The organism is Luteimonas sp. TWI596, from assembly GCF_039674105.1.
GTDB lineage: Bacteria > Pseudomonadota > Gammaproteobacteria > Xanthomonadales > Xanthomonadaceae > Luteimonas.
The window spans coordinates 191,325-213,623 of the sequence record NZ_JBDJMU010000001.1; the positions used below are offsets into that span (position 1 = coordinate 191,325).

Consider the following 22,299-nt stretch of genomic DNA (forward strand, 5'->3'; position numbering starts at 1 on the left):
TGGCCGCTCGCGGGGGGCGGCGGGTCTGTCGGGGAGGTGGTCTTCTGGGCAGGCCCGTGCCCCCACCCGGCCCGCGGGCGCGGGCCGACCTCCCCCGCGGTGCGGGGGAGGTGGTGCATCGTCCGCGGTGCGGGGGAGGTGGTGCATCGCGTGGTGGCGTTTGCCCGCGGCGCGGCGTGGATCAGCCGTCGCTGCGTTCCAGCGCCTGGCGGCCCGTGTCGGTCAGCATCGCCAGGGTCCGCGCGCCGTCATCGACGGTGCGGACCCAGCCCAGGCCCTGGGTGCCGCCGATCGTGTCCTCGCCCAGGTAGGCCAGCATGCGCAGCAGCACGCTCATGCGCAGGCCCAGGCGCTTGCACAGCCGCGGCAGCGAGACCCCGTCGGGCGCGTCGGCGAGTGCGTGCAGCAGCGCCTCGAGCAGGGCGGTGTCAGCGGACAACGGCAGCGGGGATGTCGCGCTGGCGCGGGGCCGCGGCGTCGGTGTCGGGCACGTGCGGGGTGACGATCACCGGCACCGACTTCGATGTCGGGGTGCGCGATTCGTCGGCGTAGCTCGACAGCGGCACCAGCGGATTGGTCTCGGGGTAGTAGGCGGCCAGGCAGCCACGCGGAATCGCGTACTCGACCAGCAGGAAGCGCTTGGCCTGCCGGCGCACGCCGTCCTCGCTGAGGCTTTCCAGGTCCACCCAGTCGCCGGCGCGCATGCCGAGCGCGGCGATGTCCTCGGCGGCGATGAACAGTACGCGGCGCTCGCCGAACACGCCGCGGTAGCGGTCGTCCAGCCCGTAGACGGTGGTGTTGTACTGGTCGTGCGAGCGGGTGGTCGCCAGCGTGAACACCGGCCGGTCGCCATGCATGCGGCGCGCGCGGTGGATCGGATTGTCGGTCGGCACCCGGGCCGGCACGAAGTGGGCCTTCCCGGTCTCGGTGAGCCAGCGGCGGTCGCGCGCGGTGTTCGACAGCCGGAAGCCGCCGGGCACGCGGACCCGGGCGTTGAAGTCGTGGAAATCGTCGAAGGTGCGGGCGATCAGGTCGCGGATGCGGTCGTAGTCCTCGATCAGCGCCAGCCACGGCACCCGGCTGCGTTCGCCGAGCGTGGCGTGGGCGAGGTGGGCGACGATCGCCGGCTCCGACAGCAGGGTGTCGGAGGCCGGCGGATTGATGCCCGACGACAGGTGCACCATGCTCATCGAGTCCTCGACGGTCACGCCTTGCGCGCCGCGGGCCTGGATGTCGATCTCGGTCCGGCCCAGGCACGGCAGGATCAGCGCCTCGCGGCCGTGGGTGAGGTGGGTGCGGTTGAGCTTGGTGGTGACGTTGACGGTCAGCGCGCAGTTGCGCAGTCCGCGTGCAGTGGCCTCGGTGTCGGGGGTCGCGATCGCGAAGTTGCCGCCCATGCCGAAGAACACCTTCGCGCGGCCGTCGATCATCGCCTCGATCGCGCCCACGGTGTCGTATCCATCCTCGCGCGGCGGCTCGAAGCCGAACACGTCGCGCAGCCGGTCGAGGAAGGCGGCGGGCGGCTTTTCGTAGATCATCATCGTGCGGTCGCCCTGCACGTTGCTGTGGCCGCGCACCGGGCAGGCGCCGGCACCGGGGCGCCCGAGGTTGCCGCGCAGCAGCAGCAGGTTCGTCAGCATGTTGATCGTCGCGACCGAATGCTTGTGCTGGGTGATGCCCATGCCCCAGCAGGCGATGACCCGCTCGGACTTGAGGTACAGCTCGCCGGCGCGGCGGATCTGCGCTTCGTCGAGGCCCGATTCCTCGATGATGATCTCCCAGGGTTCGGCCATCACGTCGGCGGCGAACGCGTCGAAGCCGGACGTGTGTTCGGCGATGAAGGCCTGGTCGAGCAGCGAGTCGCCGCCCTGGCCGGTGACCTCGACGTCGCGCTCGAGCACGTGCTTGATCATGCCCTTGATCGCCGCCAGATCGCCGCCGATCTTGAGCTGGAAGTAGTCCGACGAGATCTGCGTCGAGCCGTTGGTCAGCATCGCGACCTTGTCCTGCGGATCGGCGAAGCGTTCCAGGCCGCGCTCGCGCAGCGGGTTGAACGAGGCGATCGCGCAACCGCGCCGCGCCGCCTCGCGCAGTTCGCCGAGCATGCGCGGATGGTTGGTGCCCGGGTTCTGGCCGAAGATGAAGATCGCATCGGCCAGCTCGAAGTCGTGCAGCGACACCGTGCCCTTGCCCACGCCGATCTGCTTCTTGAGCGCCGTGCCCGACGACTCGTGGCACATGTTCGAGCAGTCGGGAAAGTTGTTGGTGCCGTACTCGCGCACGAACAATTGGTAGAGGAACGCGGCCTCGTTGGAGGTGCGCCCGGAGGTATAGAAGATCGCCTCGTCGGGTGAGGGCAGGGCATTGAGGTGGCGGGCGATCAGCGCGAAGGCCTCGTCCCAGCTCACTGGCACGTAATGGTCGGTGGCCGCGTCGTAGCGCATCGGCGTGGTCAGCCGGCCCTGACCCTCGAGCCAGTGGTCGCTGTAGCTGCGCAGTTCGGCGACGCTGTAACGCGCGAACAGGTCGGGCCCGGCGCGGAACTTGGTGGCTTCGGCCGCGACGGCCTTGGCGCCGTTCTCGCAGAACTCGAACGTCGAGGTGTGGTCGCGATCGGGCCAGGCGCAGCCGGGACAGTCGAAGCCATCGGGCTGGTTGGCGCGCAGCAGCGTCTTGGCGCCGTCGACCGCGATGTTCTGGTCCATCAGCGCCTTGGCGACGCTCTTCAGGGCGCCCCAGCCACCGGCGGGGGCGTCGTACTTGCGGATCGGATGCTTGCTCATGGCGTGGAACTCCTGCCGGGGCGCGGGGCTGCGGGCGGCGACGGGGCCGACTCGGGCAGCAGCCGTTGCGCGTGGGTGTAGACGGCGTGCCCGTCGTCGCGGGCGAAGCCGATCAGGGTGAGGTCGGCGTGCTGGGCGAGTGAGATCGCCAGCGCAGTGGGAGCGGAAATCGCGGCCATCAGCGCGATGCCCGCGCTGGCGGCCTTCATCGCCATTTCGTAACTGGCGCGGCTGGTGACCACCAGAAAGCCCGCGTCCAGCGCATGACCGGCGCCATGCAGTGCGCCGATCAACTTGTCGAGCGCGTTGTGCCGGCCGATGTCCTCGCGCACCAGCAGCAGGGTGCCGTCGGTCGCGGCCCATCCGGCGGCATGGGTGGCGCCGGTCAGTGCATTGATCGACTGGCTGTCGCGCAACTGCCGCAGTGCGCGTTGCAGCGCATGGACCTCGATGCGGACATCGGCCGCGACCGGTGGCGGCACGCGCAGCGCGGCTTCCAGCAGTTCGCTGCCGCAGACGCCGCAGCCACTGCGGCCGCTCATGCTGCGCCGGCGCGCGGCCAGCGCCTCGGCGCGCGCGTCTGGAATGCGCAGGCGGATCTCGATGCCCTCGAGCAGGTGCTCGATACGCTCGATCGCGACATCGTCGGGATGTTCGACGATGCCTTCGCTCAAGGCGAAGCCGCGCGCGAAATCCTCCAGATCGGCTGGCGTGGCCATCATCACCGCGAACGGCGCATCGTTGTAGACGAACGCCACCGGGACTTCCTCGGCGATGGCGTCGTCGAGCTGGCGCCCCGCGCCGCCACGCCAGCGTTCGACCGGACGCAGCACGGCGCCTTGAGGCAGATCGGGATCGGAGGGCTGGGTCATGGCGCTCGAGGTGAGGGCGGGCGCATGCGCGCCCGCCGGCGAGGGATCAGGAGAACAGCACCAGTGCCTTCTCCAGCGTCTTCCAGATGCCGAAGGCGAGCGGAATACCGACCGCGGCCCAGCAGAACGCGACCAGCAGCGGGTTGCCGCCCGCACCGATACGGTCCATGTCCTCCTGGGAGATCAGCGACTTGCCGCTGGCGTCGACCTTCTCGTGCGCCAGCTGCTTCTCGTGCGCCAGTTCCTCGGGCGTCATGAAGTGCTTCGCGTTCACCGGGCGCACCAGCAGGTTGCACACCAGGCCCAGCGCCAGCATGCCGGCCAGGATGTACATCGTGGTGTTGTAGACCTGCGAGGGCGGCATGCCCAGGCCGAGCTGGTACTCGCGCATGTAGCCGATCACCAGCGGGCCGAGGATGCCGGCCGCCGCCCATGCGGTGAGCAGACGGCCGTGGATCGCGCCGACGTGCTGGGTGCCGAACAGATCGGCCAGGTACGCCGGCACGGTGGCGAAACCGCCGCCGTACATCGACAGGATCACGCAGAACGCGATGACGAACAGTGCGATCGAGCCGGCGTTGCCGAGGGTGGGTGCGGCGGCGTACAGCGCGATGCCGAGCACGAAGAAGATCGAGTAGGTGAGCTTGCGGCCGAACTTGTCGGACATCGACGCCCAGAAGAACCGGCCGACGATATTGGCCAGGCTCAGCATGCCGACGAAGCCGGCCGCGATCGCGGCGATCGCCGACAGTTGCTCGGCGGTGAGGTCGCCGAAGCCGGCGTCGACGCCGATCAGCCGGCCGCCGAACATCTCCTGCAGCATCGGCGAGGCCAGTCCCAGCACGCCGATGCCCGCCGAGACGTTCAGGCACAGCACCGCCCACACCAGCCAGAACTGCGGAATGCTCCAGACCTTTTTCACGTGCACGTGGCCCTGGGTGATCATCGCGTTATTCGACGCCGGCGGTGGCGTCCAGCCCTTGGGTTTCCAGCCGGTCGGCGGCACGCGGTAGCCGAAGGCGCCGGCCATCATGAAGACGAAATAGACCACCGCCATCACCAGGAAGGTCTCCTTGACGCCGACCGAGGTCGGGGTCGCGAAGTGGCGCATCAGCATGTCGGCCAGCGGGCTGCCGATCAGCGCGCCGCCGCCGAAGCCCATGATCGCCATGCCGGTCGCCATGCCGCGGCGGTCGGGGAACCACTTGATCAGCGTCGACACCGGGGAGATATAGCCCAGCCCCAGCCCGACGCCGCCGATCACGCCCGAGCCCAGCCACAGCATCCAGATCTGATGCAGGTGGACGCCCAGCGCGGAGATCAGCAAGCCGCCGCACCAGCACAGCGCGGCCACGAAGCCGGCCTTGCGTGGGCCGACGCGTTCGAGCCAGCCGCCCCAGATCGCGGCCGAGCAGCCCAGCAGCACGAAGAACAGCGTGTACATCCACTGCAGTTCGCTGATCTGCCAGTCGCAGCTGGCCGAGGTGATGCGTGCGAAGAAGCCCATCTCCGGCGCGCAGGCGACCGGCGCATGGATGCCCACGGCCATCGACAGCGGCAGCCAGAACACGCTGAAGCCGTAGGCCATGCCGATGCACAGGTGGATCGCCAGCGCGGCCGGCGGGACCAGCCAGCGGTTGAAGCCGGGTCTGGCAATGATGCGTTCCTTCGACAGCAGGCCGCCCGATGGCGCCGCGGCGGCAGGAAGCGGAACTGAGGTGCTGTTGGCCATGGATCCTCCCGAATCGGTCAGCCGGATGCGGCGCCGCCGGCAAATATGCTGTGAAATGCATATTGGCTGCGACAAAGTGTCGCAACGGTAGCCGCATCGGGGCTGTCAGTGAAGCGCCATTGGTCTAATAATCGGCTTTCAAGAGCCTATTTGGCCCGCCTGCGCGGGCGGGAGTCGCGATGTACAAGGTCCGGATCCAACCGCAGTGGACACTCGAGAACACCGACGGTGTCGCGCTATCGTCGCAGTTGGTCGAGCTGCTGCTGGCCGTCCGGGCGACCGGCTCGCTCGCGGCGGCGGCCCGCCAGGCCGGCGTCTCCTATCGCTACGCCTGGGGACGGTTGCAGGACGCCCAAGCGGTATTCGGGCAACCGCTGCTGCGGATGAGCCGGGGGCGGGGGGCGTCGCTGACGGCGATCGGCGAGCGCCTGGTCTGGGCCGACAGCCGCATCGCCGCGCGCCTGTCGCCGCTACTCGACAGCCTGGCGACCGAACTGGAGGCCGAACTGGAGCGCACCGTGGGCGCACATGCGCGGCCGCTGCGCGTGCACGCCTCGCACGGCTTCGGCGTGGAGACGCTGCGCCGCGAGATGGCGGCAGCGGACGTGGCGCTGGACCTCAAATACCGTAGCCCGGACGACGCGCTGACCGCGCTACGGACCGGCGCCTGCGACATCGCCGGCCTGCACCTGCCGATCGGCATGCTCGAGGCGCCGTTGTTCGCGCACTACCGTCCGCGCCTCGACCTCGACGCCGATCGGGTGATCCACCTGGCGATGCGGCGCCAGGGCTTGGTGCTGGCGGCCGGCAACCCGCTGGGCATCGGCACGCTGCAGGACCTGGAGCGTCCCGACATCCGTGTGATCCACCGCCAGCCCGGCTCGGGTACGCGGCTGCTGTTCGAGACGATGCTGGCCAATCACGGCATCGCCTTCGACCGCATCCGCGCCTGCGACGTCGAGGAACTGACCCATGCCGCGGTCGCTGCGTACGTCGCCAGCGGCCTGGCCGATGTCGGCTTCGCGCTCGAGCCCCCGGCACGGCGCTACGGGCTGGACTTCCACCCGCTGGTCACCGAGCACTACTTCTTCCTGTGCCACAACGACGTGCTCGAGTCCGGCCGCCTGCGCGGGCTGCTCGCCCTGCTGCGCAGCGACGGCTTCGGCCGCGAACTCGGCCTGTTGCCCGGCTACGACCCGAGCCGCTGCGGCCAGGTGCAGACCCTGCCCGAGGCCTTCGCCGCCGCCCGCCCCTGAAAACCGGGGTCAGAGTGCAATAAAAAAATGGGGTCAGCGTGCAATTTCCAGGAATCGCGCTGCATGTCGATCCTGCATTCGAAATTGCACTCTGACCCCGGTTTTTCGGGTTACTGGATGTCTTCGTTGAGCATCAGCTGGCGCGCGAAGCGGACCGGCGGTGCGCCCTGGCCGAGCATGTCGTCGTGGTACTGCTTGAGGTTGAACGCCTCGCCGCGTGCGGCCTCGGCCGCCTTGCGGGCGTCGAAGTGCTCCTGCGCGCCGACGAAGTAGGTCGCCAACTGGGTCGACGACAGCTGCGCGCGCGTCCACTTGCCCTCGGCCTCGCTCTGCTGCTGGAACGTCTGGCGCACCATCAGGTCCAGCGCCTGCTCCTTGGTCCAGTTGTCGACGTGGATGCCCTGGTCGAGGATCGCGTTGGCGACCGCGCGCGCATAGAACTTGAGTTGCATCAGTCGAAACAGCGGGTCGCTGTCGGCGTAGCCGGCGTCGGCCATCATCCGCTCGGTGTACACCGCCCAGCCTTCGGCGAACGGCCCGGAGCGGAACACAGCGCGCAGCGTCGAGGGGTGATTCACCGAATGCGCGCCTTCCAGGTAGTGGCCGGGCATCGCTTCGTGGATCGTCAGCACATGCAGCATGTGCTTGTTGTACTCGCGCAGGAACGAATCGACTTGGGCGTCGTTCCAGTCTTCGGGAATCGGCGAGATCGCGTAGTAGGTGTCCAGGCCCTTGTCGAGCGGACCGGGCGAATCGCAATACGCCGCCGCGACGCCGCGCTGGAACTCCGGCATCAGGATGATCTTGACCGGGTCGTTGGGCACCGTCACCAGGTCGTGCTTGCGGACGAACTCGGTGGCCACGTCCAGCGTGTGGCGGGCGTACTCAACCACCTCGTCGCGGCCGGGGCGATCGGCATAGGCGACTTCCATCGCCGCCTCGATCGCCGCCTGGCGCTGGTCTTCGGTCGGCTGCGCGGGCGTCTCGGGCGCGCCATCGCGGCCTTCGAGCACCGTCTGCGCGACGGCATACATCTCGTCGCGGATGCGGGCCAGCTCGGCTTCGGCACGCTGGCGGATGTCCTGGCGCGAGAGCGAAGAGTTGAGCGCGAACTTGAGCTTCTGGTCGTACTTCTCCGCGCCAATGCGGAACTCGCCCTTGGCATTGGGCACCAGCGTGCCATCGAGCCAGGTCTGGTGTTCCTCGACCGCGGCGCGCAGCGTCTCGACCGCCGCATCCAGACGCGCGCGATCCTGTCCCTGCAATTGGTCGGCATTGGGCGTGATGAACGTCTCGATCAGCGCCAGGATGCCTTTGTTCTGCGCCGCGACCGTGCGCGCGTGGGTCGGCGGCACCCGCGCCGGATCCAGGTTTTCGCGCGCCTGGGCGAGGATCGCCGGGATCTTCTCCATGCGCTGCGTCGCCGACTTCAGGCGCTCGGGCATCGGCGCGAACTCGCGTGCCATCAATCCGTAGATCGCGCCACCGGCCAGTCCGCTGTAGGTCTGCGGATCCCAGGCCCAGCTCTGCATGACCTCGGTGTCCCAGATGCCGTATTCGAGCTGGTTGCGCAGGATCAGCGCGTCCACGTGGTTCTCGCGCGAGAGCTTGTCGACGTCGATCGCGCCGAGCTCGGCCAGGTAGCGGCGATTGAAGTCCAGGGCCGCTTGCCGACCCGCCGCCGACAGATCGTCGACCTCGGCATCGAAACGGTGGTCGCCGATCTGCGTGGCCGACACCGGCGACAGCGCCATCACCTCGTCGAGGTAGCGCTTCGACAGTTCGGCGAACGCCGCGTCGGCGGGCGAGGGCGCCGTGGCAACTGCGCCGTCCTGCGCGTTGGCGGGGGCGCTCGGCGCCTCCCGGTTGCAGCCGGCAAGGGCGGCGGTGAGCACGGCAACGGCGAGCAGGGAACGACGCATGCGGCAACTTCCAGGCATGGAGACAGCGCGCAAGCATAGAGGCGCCGCCACCGCGCCGCATGTGCCGATCGTGTCGGCTCGGCGCACTGCCCCCAAACCGGGGTCAGAGTGCATTTTTCGCAAGTCGCGCGGCCTTGTGTGAGTCACGTGGCAAGAAATGCACTCTGACCCCGGTTTTGGGGTTGATTTGACGCGTCAGCGCTGCGCGCAGAAGAATCGGGGGCTGTGCGGCCATCGCCGCGGGGGAGAGTGCAATGCGGCGTCGTGACTTCATGGCCCTGGGCGGGATCGGGCTGGGCGGCCTGCTGTTGCCCGGCGGCATCGGCCGGGCGATCGCGGCCGAGGAACTGACGCACGCGCTCGATCCGGCCTTCAAGAAGCGGCTTGCCGATGTCGCCTTGCAGGCCGCGCGCGACGGCGGCGCCGGCTACTGCGACGTGCGCATCGGTCGCTACCTGCGCCAGTACGTGATGACCCGCGAGGCGCGGGTGGAAAACGTGGTCAACGAGGAGTCGATCGGCGCGGGCATCCGCGTGCTTGCCGACGGCGCCTGGGGGTTCGCGGCGACCAATGCCCTTGACCCCGGCAGTATTTCCGCGGCCGCGCGCCAGGCGGTGGCGATCGCCAAGGCCAATGCCCGCATCCAGACGACGCCGGTGCAGCTGGCACCGGTTGCGGGCGTAGGCGAGGTCACCTGGCGCACGCCGATCGCCCGCAACGGCATGGCCGTGCCGGTCGAGGACAAGGTCGCGCTGCTGCTCGACGTCAATGCCGCCGCGATCGCCGCCGGTGCCGACTTCGTCGGCTCGCGGCTGTTCCTGGTCAACGAGCAAAAGTACTTCGCCAGCACCGATGGGTCCTACATCGACCAGGACGTGCACCGGATCTGGGCGCCGTTCACGGTCACCGCGATCGACAAGGCCAGCGGCAAGTTCCGCACCCGTGACGGCCTGTCGGCGCCGATGGGGCTGGGCTACGAATACCTCACGCCGGACCCGGCGCAGCGCTTCGACCTGCCGGGCGGCGTGGTCGCCTACGGCCGCGCCTACGACATGCGCGAAGACGCGGTCGCCGCCGCTCGGCAGGCCCGCGAGAAACTGCGTGCGCCCTCGGTCCAGCCCGGCCGCTACGACCTCGTGCTCGATCCGTCGAACCTGTTTCTGACCATCCACGAGAATGTCGGCCACCCGCTGGAGCTCGACCGCGTGCTCGGCTACGAGGCCAACTACGCCGGCACCAGCTTCGCCACGCTCGACAAGCGCGATGCGGGCTACCGCTGGGGCAGCGAGATCGTGAACTTCGTCGCCGACAAGACCCAGCCCGGGAGCCTGGGCGCGGTCGGCTACGACGACGAAGGCGTGCGCTGCAAGCAATGGGACCTGGTCAAGGACGGCATCCTGGTCGACTACCAAGCCACACGCGACCAGGCGCATCTGCTGGGCAAGACCGAATCCGATGGCTGCAGCTATGCCGACGCCTGGTCGAGCGTGCAGTTCCAGCGCATGCCCAACGTCTCGCTGTCGCCGGGCCGGTCGCCGCTGACGGTGCGCGAGATGATCGCCGGCGTCGAGCGTGGCCTTTACATCCATGGGCGCGGCTCATACTCGATCGACCAGCAGCGCTACAACGCCCAGTTCGGCGGCCAGCTGTACTACGAGATCCGCAATGGCGAGATCGTCGGCATGGTCGAGGACGCCGCCTACCAGATCCGCACGCCGGAGTTCTGGAACGCCTGCAGCGCGATCTGCGATGCACGCGACTATCGCCTGGGCGGGTCGTTCTTCGACGGCAAGGGCCAGCCCGGCCAGGTCTCGGCGGTGTCGCACGGTTCGGCGACTGCGCGCTTCGACGGCATCAACGTGATCAACACCGCACGTTCGCTGTAGCGACGAGCGGGCGGCTCGGGGCGACGCGAGGGTTGCATCGCCCCGACGCCAGGCGGCTACAACGACTGGCAGATCGCGAGCGCGGCCGCGCCGAACGGCGGCGGCTGCCCGGCCATCGCGTGCGCAAGCGTCTCGACATGACGGACGCGGTCGGCACCGGCGGGGTGGTCGCCGCTGGCGTGTTCGTCGAAGATCCCGTTCTGTTGCCAGGCCCGTACGCTGGTCAGGACCTCGGCCCAGCCGTGCCCGACCCGGGTCAGCAGGTAGGCGGAGGCGAGATCAGCGATGACCTCGGTGGCCGGCCCGCTGATCCCGTGCAGGCCAATGTCGGCGAGGATCCGTTCGCTCATGCCGTGTCCGGCTTCGTGGGCGAGTGCGAACTTGATCGCGACGTCGTCGTCCAGGCCGAGCAGGCCCTGGCTGGCCTCGATGCCGTAGCCGCCGGGCGCCGGCGCCAGGTTGCCATTGGGCTGGGCGCCCGGCACTTCGATCAAGATCGGCACCATCGCCTCGCCGAACACGGTCGGCCGGTCGCCGCCATAGAACAGCTCGGCGCTCGCGTCGAGCAGGGCGGCGACGGCCGCGCTCGCTTGGGTCGGGGTCAGTGGCATTGCGGTGTCTCCTGATGTCGATGCACCCGGTCGCGGATGCGGGCGTGCAGGGTCGCCGTGGCTGCCCGCCGCGGGCATCGGTCGTGTGCTGGGTTCGGCCTGCGTGACCACCGAGTCGCCGGCGCGCCGGATCCGAATCCGCTGGCGGGTCTGTGCCATTCGTCACTGGACGCGGCCGGCGTGGCATGTCATCAATCCGGACGGCGCGTAGGGGACGCGTCGCCATCTCATCGCCAACGTCCGCACCCGCCGCGGACCCTCGCTTTTCGGGAGAGCTGCTGTGCATAGACGCGATTTCCTCGCCCTCGCTGGTGTCGGCGCGGGCGGCTTGTTGCTGCCCGCCGTCTTCGGCAAGGTGATTGCCGCCGAGCAACTGCTGACCGCGCTCGATGTGGGCGTCAAGAAGCGGTTGGCCGATGCCGGCCTGAATGCAGCGACCGCCGCGGGCGCAAGCTACTGCGACGTGCGTGTGGGCCGTTACCTGCGGCAGTTCGTGATGACCCGCGAGGACAAGGTCCAGAACGTGGTCAGCACCGAGTCGACCGGCGTGGGCGTGCGCGTCGTCGCCGGCGGGGCCTGGGGCTTCGCCGCGACCAACACGCTGACCGAGCAGGGCGTGGCCGAGGCCGCGCGCCAGGCCGTCGCGATCGCGCTGGCCAACGCCAAGGTGCAGACCGCGCCGGTGCAGCTGGCGCCGGTCAAGGGCGTGGGCGAGGTCGCCTGGCGCACCCCGATCGCCCGCAACGGCATGGAGGTGCCGGTCAAGGACAAGGTGGACCTGCTGCTGGGCGTCAACGCCGCGGCGCTGTCGGCCGGCGCGAGCTTCGTGAATTCCACGCTGTTCCTGGTCAACGAGCAGAAGTACTTCGCCAGCACCGACGGCTCGTACATCGACCAGGACGTGCACCGGATCTGGGCGCCGATGACGGTGACCGCGATCGACAAGGCCAGCGGCAAGTTCCGCACCCGCGAGGGCCTGTCGGCGCCGATGGGCATGGGCTTCGAGTACCTCGACGGGGCCGCCGCAGGCAAGATCGTCTCGCCCAATGGCGTGGTCAATTACAGCACCTCCTACGACATGCGCGAGGATGCGATCGCTGCGGCGCGCCAGGCGCAGGAGAAGCTGCGTGCGCCATCGGTCAAGCCTGGTCGCTACGACCTCGTGCTCGACCCCTCGCACACCTGGCTGACCATCCACGAGTCGATCGGCCACCCGCTCGAGCTCGACCGCGTGCTCGGCTACGAGGCCAACTACGCCGGCACCAGCTTCGCCACGCTCGACAAGCGCGAGCAGCGCTTCCAGTACGGCAGCGACCAGGTGACCGTGTTCGCCGACAAGACCCAGCCCGGGAGCCTGGGCGCGGTGGCCTACGACGACGAAGGCGTGGCGACCAAGCGCTGGAACCTGATCGACGCCGGCAAGTTGGTCGATTACCAGGCCACGCGCGACCAGGCGCACATCCTGGGCAAGACCGAGTCCGACGGCTGCAGCTACGCCGACGCCTGGTCGAGCGTGCAGTTCCAGCGCATGCCCAACGTCTCGCTGGCCGCCGGCCGCACGCCGCTGAGCGTGGAGCAGATGATCGGCGACGTGGAGAACGGCATCTACATTGTCGGCGATGGGTCGTTCTCGATCGACCAGCAGCGCTACAACGCCCAGTTCGGCGGCCAGCTGTTCTACGAGATCCGCAACGGCAAGATTGCCGGCATGATCGAGGACGTCGCCTACCAGATCCGCACGCCGGAGTTCTGGAACGCCTGCGTCTTGGTCTGCGACGAGCGCGATTACCGCCTCGGCGGCTCGTTCTTCGACGGCAAGGGCCAGCCCAGCCAGGTCTCGGCGGTCTCGCACGGCTCGGCGACCGCACGCTTCAACGGCATCAACGTCATCAACACCGCGCGTTCGCTCGGCTAAGGAGTCCCGACCATGACCATCTTCACCGAAGCCCAGGCCCGCGAACTGCTCGAGAAGACCGTCGCGTTGTCGACCGCCGACGAGTGCACCGCCACACTGTCGGGCTCGATCGACGGCAACATCCGTTTCGCGCTCAACAACGTGTCCACCAGCGGCATCGTCAGCAATGCCGAACTCAGCGTGCAGGTCGCCTTCGGCAAGCGCGTGGGTACGGCCAGCATCAACGCCTTCGACGAGGCCTCGCTGCGCAATGTGGTCAAGCGCGCCGAAGACCTCGCCCGCCTGGCGCCCGAGAACCCCGAGTTCCTGCCGGCGATCGGCAAGCAGGACTATCGCGCCAGTCCGACATTCAGCGAATCCACCGCGGCGATCACCCCGGAGTTCCGCGCGCAGGTCGCAGCCGATTCGATCGCCCCGTGCCGGGCCGAGAAGCTGATCGCCGCCGGCTTCCTCGACGATGGTCGCAGCTTCGTCGCGTTCGCCAACAGCAATGGCAACTTCGGCTACCAGCAGGCGACCAACTTCAACTACACCTGCACCGTGCGCACCGAGGACGGCCGCGGGTCGGGCTGGGTGGGGCGCAACCTCAAGGACGCCAGCGCATTCGACGCCGGCCGCGATGTGCGGGTCGCGATGCGCAAGGCCAGCGAGTCGGCGCAGGCCCAGGCGCTGGAGCCGGGCAAGTACACCGTGATCCTGGAGCCGGCCGCGGCGGCCGGGCTGATCTCGTTCATGATGCGCTACTTCGATGCGCGTACCGCCGACGAGGGCCGCAGTTTCCTGTCCAAGCGTGGCGGCGGCAACAAGCTCGGCGAACAGGTCTACGACCCGCGCGTCAACATCGTCGCCGACCCGTGGCACCCGGAAGCGCCGGTGCTGCCGTGGGACGGCGACGGGCTGCCGCGCGAGAAGATGGCGATCATCGAAAACGGCAAGGTCGCCAATCTCGACTATTCGCGGTTCTGGGCGCAGCAGCAGGGCAAGCGCGCGGTCGGCCGGCCGGGCAACCTGTTGATGGCGGGCGGCGACAAATCGACCGCCGACCTGATTGCAGGCACCGATCGCGGCATCCTGGTCACGCGTACCTGGTACATCCGCATGGTCGACCCGCAGACCGTGCTGCTGACCGGGCTGACCCGCGACGGCACCTTCTACATCGAGAACGGCGAGATCAAGTACCCGCTGAAGAACTTCCGCTTCAACGAATCGCCGGTGATCATGCTCAACAACATCGACGAACTCGGTCGGCCAGTGCGCGTGGGCGGCGACGAGTCGTCGATGGTGATGATGCTGCCGCCGATGCGGCTGCGCGACTTCACGTTCACTTCGCTGTCGGATGCGGTCTGAGGCGTCCGCATCGCGGGTGATGCCGGTGCCCGGGCGGCGCCCGCCGCTCGGGCAGGACGTGCCGCAGGCGCGACCCCGCCCGAGCTGGGGCGGGGCGGTGCGATGAATCGGCGTCACGCGTTGCAGTGGGTGCTGGGTGCGGCGGCCGGGCTGGCCCTGCCGCCGGTGCTGGCGCAGTCGGCGCGCTACGATTTCTGGTTCACCCGGTTGCGCTACGAGTCGGGCGACTGGGACGTCGATGCGCGGATGCCGTCCAATGTGATCACCTCGCTGATCGACTACACCGACCTGCGCGTCGATCCGACCGAGCATGTGGTCGCGCTGTCGGACCCGAAGATGCTCGCCGCGCCGTTCTGCTATCTCGCCGGCCATCGCCTGGTCGAGTTCAGCCCGGCCGAGCGGCGCAACTTCGAGCGCTACGTGCGCGGCGGCGGTTTCGTGTTCGTCGACGACTGCAACCACGACATCGACGGCCTGTTCGCCAAGTCGTTCGAGGCGCAGATGGCCGCGATCTTCGGCGCGTCGGCGATGCGCAAACTGCCGAATTCGCATGCGCTCTACCACAGCTTCTTCCGCTTCCCCGAGGGGCCGCCGGCGACCGGCTTCGAGCTCAATGGCTGGGGTGACGACCTGGTGCACGACTACCTCAAGGGCATCGAGATCGATGGCCGGCTGGCGGTGCTCTACAGCAACAAGGATTACGGCTGCGAATGGGACTACGACTGGCGCAACAAGCGCTTCCTGGCGCAGGACAACACCAAGTTCGCGGTCAATATCGTGATGTACGCACTGACCGCATGACTTCCGCTTTCGCAGGACCTGCCGCATGACCGCGACCACCCCCACCGAAGCCGACCTGCAGGCGCGCCTGGCGCAGCTTGATGCGCTGCGCGATGCGATCGCGCGCGCCGTCGTCGGCCAGGCCGATGTCGTCGAACAACTGCTGGTCGCGCTGCTCGCCGGCGGGCACGTGCTGCTCGAAGGTGTGCCGGGGCTGGGCAAGACGCTGCTGGTACGCACGCTCGGCCGGGCGCTCGACCTCGACTTCCGGCGCGTGCAGTTCACGCCCGACCTGATGCCCAGCGACCTGCTGGGGACCGAATTGCTCGAGGAGGACCATGGCACCGGGCGGCGGCATTTCCGTTTTCAGGAAGGGCCGGTGTTCACCCAGCTGCTGCTGGCCGACGAACTCAATCGCACACCGCCCAAGACCCAGGCCGCGCTGCTCGAGGCGATGGCCGAGCGCACCGTCAGCCATGCCGGCGTGACCCGCGCGCTGCCGCAGCCGTTCTTCGTGCTGGCCACGCAGAATCCGATCGAGCAGGCCGGCACCTATCCGCTGCCCGAGGCGCAGCTCGACCGCTTCCTGCTGCATGTCGCGCTGGGCTATCCCGATGCCGATGAGGAGCAGGCGATCCTCGCGCGCACGACCGGCGCTGCCGAGGCCGAGGTGCCGCAGGTCATGGACGCCGCCGCGGTGCTGACGCTGCAGGCGCTGGTGCGCCAGGTGCACCTGGGCGAGGACCTGCTGGCCTGGATCGCCGCGCTGGTGCGCGCGACCCGACCGGGCGACGGGGCGCCGCAGATCGTGCGCGAGTACGTGCGTTGGGGCGCCGGGCCGCGTGCCGGGCAGTCGCTGGTGCTGGCTGCCAAGGCGCGCGCGCTGCTGCGCGGCCGGCTTGCGGCGACGCGCGAGGATGTGGCGGCGTTGATCGCGCCGGTGTTGCGTCACCGGCTGGTGCTGTCGTTCGCGGCCGAGGCTGGGCAGATCGACGCCGATGCGGTGGTCGCCGGGCTGCTGCGCGCGCTGCCCGCACCGGACCGCTGAGCGCAGCGTGGTGGCCGCGAGCCCGGCACCGCCGATGTCGCCGGACGGTCCGCCGTCCGGTGACGGGCTGACGCCTGCGCTGCGGGCCTGCCTGGCGACGCTGCGGCTGCGCCCGCGCTACGCGCGGGGGCGCGACGGTCCGGGCCAACACGCCAGCCGCAATCGCGGCGCGGGCCTGGAGTTCGCCCAGTACCGCGCCTATGAGCCGGGCGACGAGCCACGGCAGATCGACTGGAAGCTCTACGCACGCAGCGATCGCTTTTTCGTGCGCGAGTCCGAGCGCGAGAGCCCGATCCGGGCCTGGGTGCTGCTCGACACCACCGCGTCGATGGCCCAGGCCGACGACGCCGCGCCGCAGCGCACACGCCTGGACGTCGCGCGCTTGCTGGCGGCCTGCGTGGTGGAGATCGCGCACCGCCAAGGCGATGCCTGCGGGCTGGCGACCTGCGGCGGCACCGGCCTGACGCTGGTCGCGCCCGCGACCGGCCCGCGGCAGCGCGACCGGCTGCGCCACGCGTTGGCGCAGGCGAGGGCCGTCGGTGACTGGCCCGATGCCGCGACGCTCGTGCCGGCCTGGGGCCGCATCGCGCGCGGCGACCTGGTCGTCGCGATCGGCGACTGGTTCGACACGGCCGCGGTCGAGGACCTGCTGCAACTCGCGCGCGCCGGGCGCGAGGTCGTCGCGCTGCAGGTGCTGACCGCCGACGAGCGCGACTTTCCGTTTCGCGATGGGCGCCGGTTCCTTGATCCGGAGACCGGCGAGGCGCTGCTCGGCGACGGGCCGGCACTGCGCGCCGACTACCTCGCGCGCTTCGCTGCGGCGCAACGCGCACTGGCGGCGCGGCTGGCCGCGGACGGCGTCGCGTTCGCGAGCCACGTCGTCGACACGCCGCCCGAAGGCGTGCTGCGCGCGCTGTTCGGCGATCGCCCGCGATGAGTCTCGGCCTGCTCGCGCCGACCGCGCTCGCGATGCTGGCGACGCTGTTGCTGCCGCTGCTGTTGCACCTGGCGCGCCGTGACGCCACGCGGCCGACGCCGTTCGCGGCCTTGCGCTGGCTGCGGGAGCGACCGAAGCCGCATCGGCGCCTGCGTTTCGATGACTGGCCGCTGCTGTTGGCCCGCCTGCTGCTGCTGGCCGTGTTCGCGCTGTGGCTGGCGTGGCCGGTGTTGCACGGCGGCGCGGCCCCGGCGCGCTGGACGGTCGTGGTGCCGGGCGCGGCGGCTGATGCGCTGCCGCCAGCCGATCCCGATGCGCCGGTGCGTTGGCTGGCGCCGGGCTTCCCCGAAGCGAGCGGCACCGTCGCACCGACCGGTGCGGTGCCGATCGCCAGCTTGCTGCGCGAACTGGACGCGATGCTGCCCAGCGGCACCGCGCTGACCGTGGTCGTGCCCGAGACCGTCGACGGCGCTGATGGCGGGCGGGTGACCTTGTCGCGCGCCGTGGACTGGCAGGTCGTGCCGGTGGCGTCATCGCCGGGCATGACTTCCGATGCGTCCTGGCCGCAGCTCGATGTGTTCGGCATCGCCGATGACGATCCGGCGCTGCGCATCCTGGCCGCAGTCGCCCGCGCCTGGCGTCCCGACGACGCCGATGCGCTGCGACGCGTAACGTCCGGCGAGACGCCGCGCGCGGAAGTCGCGCTCGCCTGGTGGAGCGCCAGCGCACCGCCGCCCGCGCTGCTCGAGGCCACGGCCGGCCGCACCTGGCTGCTGGGCCCGGCGGCGCCGCTGCCCGAGGGCACGGACTGGCAGCCGAGCGCCGACGACGCGGCCTTCGAACGCGCGGCCTGCGGCGCGTCGACCTGTGTGCGCTGGCGCGGCGCGTTCGATCCGGCGCGCGACCCGGAACTGCTCGATCCGGGCTTTCCCGCACGGTTGCACGATCGTCTGCGACCGGGGCCGATGCCGGCGCGCATCGCCGCGGCGGACCTGGCGCCCGCCAGCGGGCTGACGGCGTATCCGCCGGTGCCGCGCGACCTGCGGCCGTGGTGGGCGCTGCTGGTGGCGCTGGCGTTCGCGCTCGAGCGCTGGTTGGCTGCCGCCGCGCGCCGGAGTACGGCCGCATGAGCGCCGTGTCCGCACTGCTGCGCGTGCGCGCCGCGGCGCGTCGGCGTGCGGTCATCGGTGTCGTGCTGGTGGCCGCGCCCTTGGTAGTTGGTCTGGCCGCGCTCGCCTGGCGGATGGCTGACGGACCGGCGGCGGTCGTGGCAGCGTTGTTGGTCGGCGCGCTCGCCGCGGTCATCGCCGCACGCCGGGTCCGCCGTACCGACCGCCGCTGGCTCGTGCGCCGGCTCGATGCCGACCGCCGCGACATGGAGGACAGCGCCGCACTGCTGCTCGCCGACCCCGCCACGCTCGCGCCACTGGCGCAACTGCAACGTGCGCGGCTGGAGGCCCGACTCGCCGCGCAGCCGTGGGCACCGGCGCCGGCGCCCTGGCCGTGGCGCGCGGTGCTCTTGGCGTGGTCGGTGGGTGCGCTGCTGACCGTCGCCGTGCTGGCATGGCCGACGGGCGCCCCCCCTGGGACGAGCGACAGCGTGTCCACGCGGGCCGGGGCCGCCGGCGCGCCGGTGGTGCGATCGCAGGCGCTGCGCATCGACGCGCCGGCCTACACGGGCCTGGCACCGCGGACGCAGGCCGAGCTCGACGCGCAGGCCACGACCGGCGCGAGCTTGCGCTGGACACTGCGCTTTTCGCCGCAGCCCCAGCGTGTGGCCCTGCAGTTCCACGACGGCCGCGAATTGGCGTTCGTGCGCCAGGGCGAGGATTGGACGGCCACGCTGCGGCTCGATCACTCGGCGCTGTACCGCATCGCGGTCGATGGCGACACCGACGGCGTTCTCGCGCGTGCGCAGCCCTGGCGGCTCGAGGCCGTGCCCGACCGCCCGCCTGAGGTGCGCGTGCGTGCGCCCGAGACCACGCTGTCGACGTATACCCGCGGACAACGCGCCTGGGTGCTGGCGTTCGAGGCGACCGATGATTTCGGCGTCGCGGCGGACGCGCGCCTGCGCATCACCGTGACCCGCGGCAGCGGCGAGGCGATCACGTTCGAGGATCACACGCGGACGCTGCGCGGCAGCGGCGATGCGCGCGCGCGCGCATTTGCGGCGACGCTCGACCCGATCGCGCTGGGCCTGGAGGAGGGCGGCGATCTGGTCGCCCAACTGGAGGTCCGCGACCACCGCGTGCCGGCCCCGCAGGTCGGCCGCAGCGCCAGCCTGATCCTGCGCTGGCCGCCGCCAACACCGCCCGATGCCGACGGACTCGAGGGCCTGGCGCGCGACGTGTTGCCGGCGTACTTCCGCAGTCAGCGCCAGATCATCCTCGATGCCGAAGCGCTGATCGCCGAGCAGCCGCGACTGGCGCGCGAGACGTTCGAGACGCGCTCCGACACGCTGGGTGTCGATCAGCGCTTGCTGCGGCTGCGCTACGGGCAGTTCCTGGGCGAGGAATCGGAGGGCCATGCGCGGCCGCCGCCGACTGCCGATGCCGACGACACGCCGTCCGCGCCCCCGCGCAAGCCCTTGCCGATCGACGACTTCGGCCAGGGCGATCCGCCTGCCGATGACGTGTCGGCGCAGGCGCCACAGGGGCACGACGCGGCGCACGATGATCACGACCACGACCACGACCACGACCACGACCACGACCACGACCACGACCACGACCACGCGCCGCGCGACGCGACGACGTTCGGCCGCGCCGACGACGTGCTCGAGACCTTCGGCCACACCCACGACCTGCCGGAAGCGGCGACCCTGCTGGACCCGAAGACGCGCGAATTGCTGCGCGGCGCACTGCGCGAGATGTGGCAATCCGAGCTACACCTGCGCCAGGCCGCGCCGCGCGAGGCGCTGGCACCTGCGAACCGTGCGCTGGTGCTGATCAAGGAAGTCCAGCAGGCCGACCGCATCTATCTGGCGCGGGTGGGCACGGCGCTGCCGCCGGTCGATTTCGCCCGGCGGCTGGGGGGCGACCGCGACGGCATCGCACCCCGCGCGGTGCCAGGTCCGGCGACGGTCGCGCTCGACGCCCCGACGGCGGCCTGGCAGGCGCTGGCCTGGAACGAGGCCTTCGATCCGGCGGCGCTCGTCGCCTGGGCGCAGACGCAGCCGCGCGCGCTCGACGATCCGCTTGCGTTGCTGGCCGCGATCGACACGCTGCAGCGCGATCCTGCCTGTACCGCGTGCCGGCAGGCCCTGCGCGGGCAGCTGTGGCATGTCTTGCAGCGTCCGCTGCCCGCACCGCCGCGTCGCGCTGCGATCGACGCGATGGGCACGCGCTACCTCGACGCGTTGCGGGAGGATGCCCGATGACGCCCGAGCGCTGGTTGCTCCCGCTGCTCTGTGCCGCCGCCGCGCTGTCGATCCTGCGACTGGCGATCGCGCACCTGCGCGCGTCGCGCGAGGCCCGGCCCGCCGCTTGGCGCACCTGCGCGCTCGCCACGCTGACAGCGGTCTCGGCGGGATTGTTGGCGCTCACGTTGCAGCCGCCACCGGTACCGGCCGCAGGCGGCGCGCTGGTGGTATTGACCGCGAGTTGGGACGACCTGCCGCTGCCCGCGTCGCAACCGGTCATCGCATTGCCCGAGGCCGGCGAAGGGCCCGCCGGGGCACTGCGGATGCCCGATCTGGCGACCGCGCTGCGGCGTCATCCCGAGGTGCAGGCGCTGACGATCGTCGGCGCCGGGCTGACGGCGCGCGACCGCGACGCGGTCGGCGATCGCGCATTGGCGTTCGTGCCGGCGGCACTGCCTGACGGCATCGTCGCCCTCGAGGTGCCGCGCGGCGTCGCGCCGGGCGCGCGCTTCGAGGTGCGTGGCCGTGTCGCCGGCCTCGATGGCGCACAGGTCGCATTGGTCGACCCGGCCGGCCGCATCGTCGATACCTCGGCCCTGGACGAGGCAGATGGGTTCCGCCTGGCCGGTACCGTGCGCGGTGTCGGCGCGGACCTGTTCGTCGTGCGTGTGCGCGATGCCGACGACGCCGAGCGGTCGCAGGTCGAGGTGCCGGTGGTGGTGGTCGAGGACGCGGTCCCGATACGCGTATTGCTGCTGGCCGGCGCGCCGAACCCGGACCTGCGCGCGCTGCGACGTTGGGCCGAGGACACGGGCCTGCACCTGCGCTGGCGGGTGGCGCTGGGCGGCGGCACCGGCGTCGGCGACGCGCCGGCGCTCGATGCGGCCGGCTTGGCCGAGCAGGACCTGGTGCTGCTCGAAGCGCGCGCATTCGACGGCTTGAGCGCGGGCACGCGGGCCGCGCTGCGCAGCGCGGTGGCGAATGGCCTTGGCGTGCTGGTACATGCACCGCAGCCACCGTCGAGGGCGTTGCGCGACTGGCTGCGCGGTACCGGCCTGGTGATCGACGCGGGGCCGGCCCGCACCTGGCGTCCCGACCCGGGTCCGACCGATGCGGCGCGGTTGCGCGCGTGGACCGGCCCCGGCAGCGACGATGCGCCATTCGATCCGCTGCTGGCGGGCGAGGCGCCACCGGCGCTGGCCTACCGGCCTTTGGCCGGAGGACTGCCGGGCAGCGAGGACAGCCCGCCGGACATGATGCGCTGGCAGGCCTGGGGCCGCGGCCGCATCGGTCTGGTGACGCTGGCCGACAGTTGGCGCCTGCCGCTGGCCGGCCGCGCCGACCTGCACGCGGCGCTGTGGAGCGGCTGGGCCGGCACGCTGGCACGTGTCGGCGACCAGGCCGCAGTGGCGGTCGAGCGGCCGGCCTGGGCTGGCGAACGTGTCGTTTTGTGCGGACTCGCTCCAAACGCGCAGGCGATCGCCCCGGACGGGCGTGCAATCTCGCTGTTGCGCGATCCGGCGGCGCGTGACTGCGCCGGCCTGTGGCCGCGCGCCGCCGGCTGGTATCGGATCGTCGATGCCGATCGGCACTGGCCACTGCGCGTGCGCGCCAGCGACGAGGCCCCGGGCCTGTGGGCCGCGCAGCAGCGTGCCCGCACACAGGCGCTGGTGCGCGAGCCCGCGGGCGACCCTGCAGCGCAGGCCACCGCGCCCGGTTCGAGCTGGCCCTGGGCGCTGGCCTGGCTGTTGGCGACCGCGGCGCTCTGGGCGCTCGGCCGTGCACGGCTGGGGCGCGTACAGCTGACCCCGCCAGGATCGCCTAATCTTTCGGTCTGACGACGGAGGAA

16 protein-coding genes are annotated in these 22,299 nt (G+C 70.7%); 10 read left to right on the forward strand and 6 right to left on the reverse strand.

Annotation, left to right across the window (positions count from 1 at the left end):
• Positions 1-181 precede the first annotated feature (181 nt).
• From ABE487_RS00855 to ABE487_RS00870, 4 genes are read right to left on the reverse strand one after another with little or no spacing between them, the layout of a single operon-like run.
• The gene (locus ABE487_RS00855) at positions 182-439 is read right to left on the reverse strand and encodes a hypothetical protein (RefSeq protein WP_346443764.1); all 258 of its coding nucleotides are present in this window, start codon (positions 437-439) and stop codon (positions 182-184) included.
• A complete protein-coding gene (locus ABE487_RS00860) occupies positions 429-2,783 on the reverse strand; it encodes an FdhF/YdeP family oxidoreductase (protein WP_346443763.1) in 2,355 nt (784 codons plus the stop codon). The genes ABE487_RS00855 and ABE487_RS00860 overlap by 11 nt, the downstream gene beginning before the upstream one ends.
• Positions 2,780-3,655, reverse strand: a complete 876-nt coding sequence (fdhD, locus tag ABE487_RS00865) for a formate dehydrogenase accessory sulfurtransferase FdhD (RefSeq protein ID WP_346449093.1) — start codon at positions 3,653-3,655, stop codon at positions 2,780-2,782. The genes ABE487_RS00860 and fdhD overlap by 4 nt, the downstream gene beginning before the upstream one ends.
• 46 nt (positions 3,656-3,701) lie before the next feature.
• A complete protein-coding gene (locus ABE487_RS00870) occupies positions 3,702-5,387 on the reverse strand; it encodes an OFA family MFS transporter (RefSeq protein ID WP_346450942.1) in 1,686 nt (561 codons plus the stop codon).
• 179 nt (positions 5,388-5,566) lie between these two features.
• On the opposite strand from ABE487_RS00870, the gene ABE487_RS00875 reads away from it, so the two are divergent.
• The gene (locus ABE487_RS00875; protein WP_346450943.1) at positions 5,567-6,643 is read left to right on the forward strand and encodes a substrate-binding domain-containing protein; all 1,077 of its coding nucleotides are present in this window, start codon (positions 5,567-5,569) and stop codon (positions 6,641-6,643) included.
• A 110-nt stretch (positions 6,644-6,753) separates the two neighbouring features.
• On the opposite strand, the gene ABE487_RS00880 is transcribed toward ABE487_RS00875, so the two are convergent.
• A complete protein-coding gene (locus ABE487_RS00880; protein ID WP_346450945.1) occupies positions 6,754-8,565 on the reverse strand; it encodes a DUF885 domain-containing protein in 1,812 nt (603 codons plus the stop codon).
• 254 nt (positions 8,566-8,819) lie between these two features.
• On the opposite strand from ABE487_RS00880, the gene ABE487_RS00885 reads away from it, so the two are divergent.
• Entirely contained in the window at positions 8,820-10,451 is a 1,632-nt protein-coding gene (locus ABE487_RS00885; protein WP_346450946.1) for a TldD/PmbA family protein, read from the forward strand.
• 56 nt (positions 10,452-10,507) lie between these two features.
• On the opposite strand, the gene ABE487_RS00890 is transcribed toward ABE487_RS00885, so the two are convergent.
• Complete coding sequence (locus ABE487_RS00890; RefSeq protein WP_346450948.1) at positions 10,508-11,062, reverse strand: hypothetical protein; 555 nt, start codon at positions 11,060-11,062, stop codon at positions 10,508-10,510.
• A 280-nt stretch (positions 11,063-11,342) separates the two neighbouring features.
• Between ABE487_RS00890 and ABE487_RS00895 the strand changes: the two genes are divergently transcribed.
• The 8 genes from ABE487_RS00895 (at position 11,343) to ABE487_RS00930 (ending at position 22,288) form a co-directional block, all read left to right on the forward strand.
• Complete coding sequence (locus tag ABE487_RS00895) at positions 11,343-12,977, forward strand: TldD/PmbA family protein (protein WP_346450950.1); 1,635 nt, start codon at positions 11,343-11,345, stop codon at positions 12,975-12,977.
• Positions 12,978-12,989: 12 nt separating this feature from the next.
• On the forward strand, positions 12,990-14,324 hold the full coding sequence (locus tag ABE487_RS00900) for a TldD/PmbA family protein (RefSeq protein ID WP_346448860.1): 1,335 nt from the start codon (positions 12,990-12,992) through the stop codon (positions 14,322-14,324).
• Positions 14,325-14,426: 102 nt separating this feature from the next.
• A complete protein-coding gene (locus tag ABE487_RS00905) occupies positions 14,427-15,125 on the forward strand; it encodes a DUF4159 domain-containing protein (RefSeq protein ID WP_346443751.1) in 699 nt (232 codons plus the stop codon).
• 25 nt (positions 15,126-15,150) lie between these two features.
• The gene (locus ABE487_RS00910; RefSeq protein ID WP_346450951.1) at positions 15,151-16,152 is read left to right on the forward strand and encodes a MoxR family ATPase; all 1,002 of its coding nucleotides are present in this window, start codon (positions 15,151-15,153) and stop codon (positions 16,150-16,152) included.
• Between the two features lie 34 nt (positions 16,153-16,186).
• Positions 16,187-17,089, forward strand: coding sequence for a DUF58 domain-containing protein (locus ABE487_RS00915; protein WP_346450953.1), 903 nt, complete (start codon positions 16,187-16,189; stop codon positions 17,087-17,089).
• A complete protein-coding gene (locus ABE487_RS00920; protein WP_346450955.1) occupies positions 17,086-18,219 on the forward strand; it encodes a BatA domain-containing protein in 1,134 nt (377 codons plus the stop codon). The genes ABE487_RS00915 and ABE487_RS00920 overlap by 4 nt, the downstream gene beginning before the upstream one ends.
• Positions 18,216-20,468, forward strand: coding sequence for a hypothetical protein (locus ABE487_RS00925; protein ID WP_346452855.1), 2,253 nt, complete (start codon positions 18,216-18,218; stop codon positions 20,466-20,468). Before ABE487_RS00920 ends, ABE487_RS00925 begins: the two co-directional genes overlap by 4 nt.
• Positions 20,465-22,288, forward strand: coding sequence for a carboxypeptidase regulatory-like domain-containing protein (locus tag ABE487_RS00930; protein ID WP_346450959.1), 1,824 nt, complete (start codon positions 20,465-20,467; stop codon positions 22,286-22,288). The genes ABE487_RS00925 and ABE487_RS00930 overlap by 4 nt, the downstream gene beginning before the upstream one ends.
• Positions 22,289-22,299: the final 11 nt, after the last annotated feature.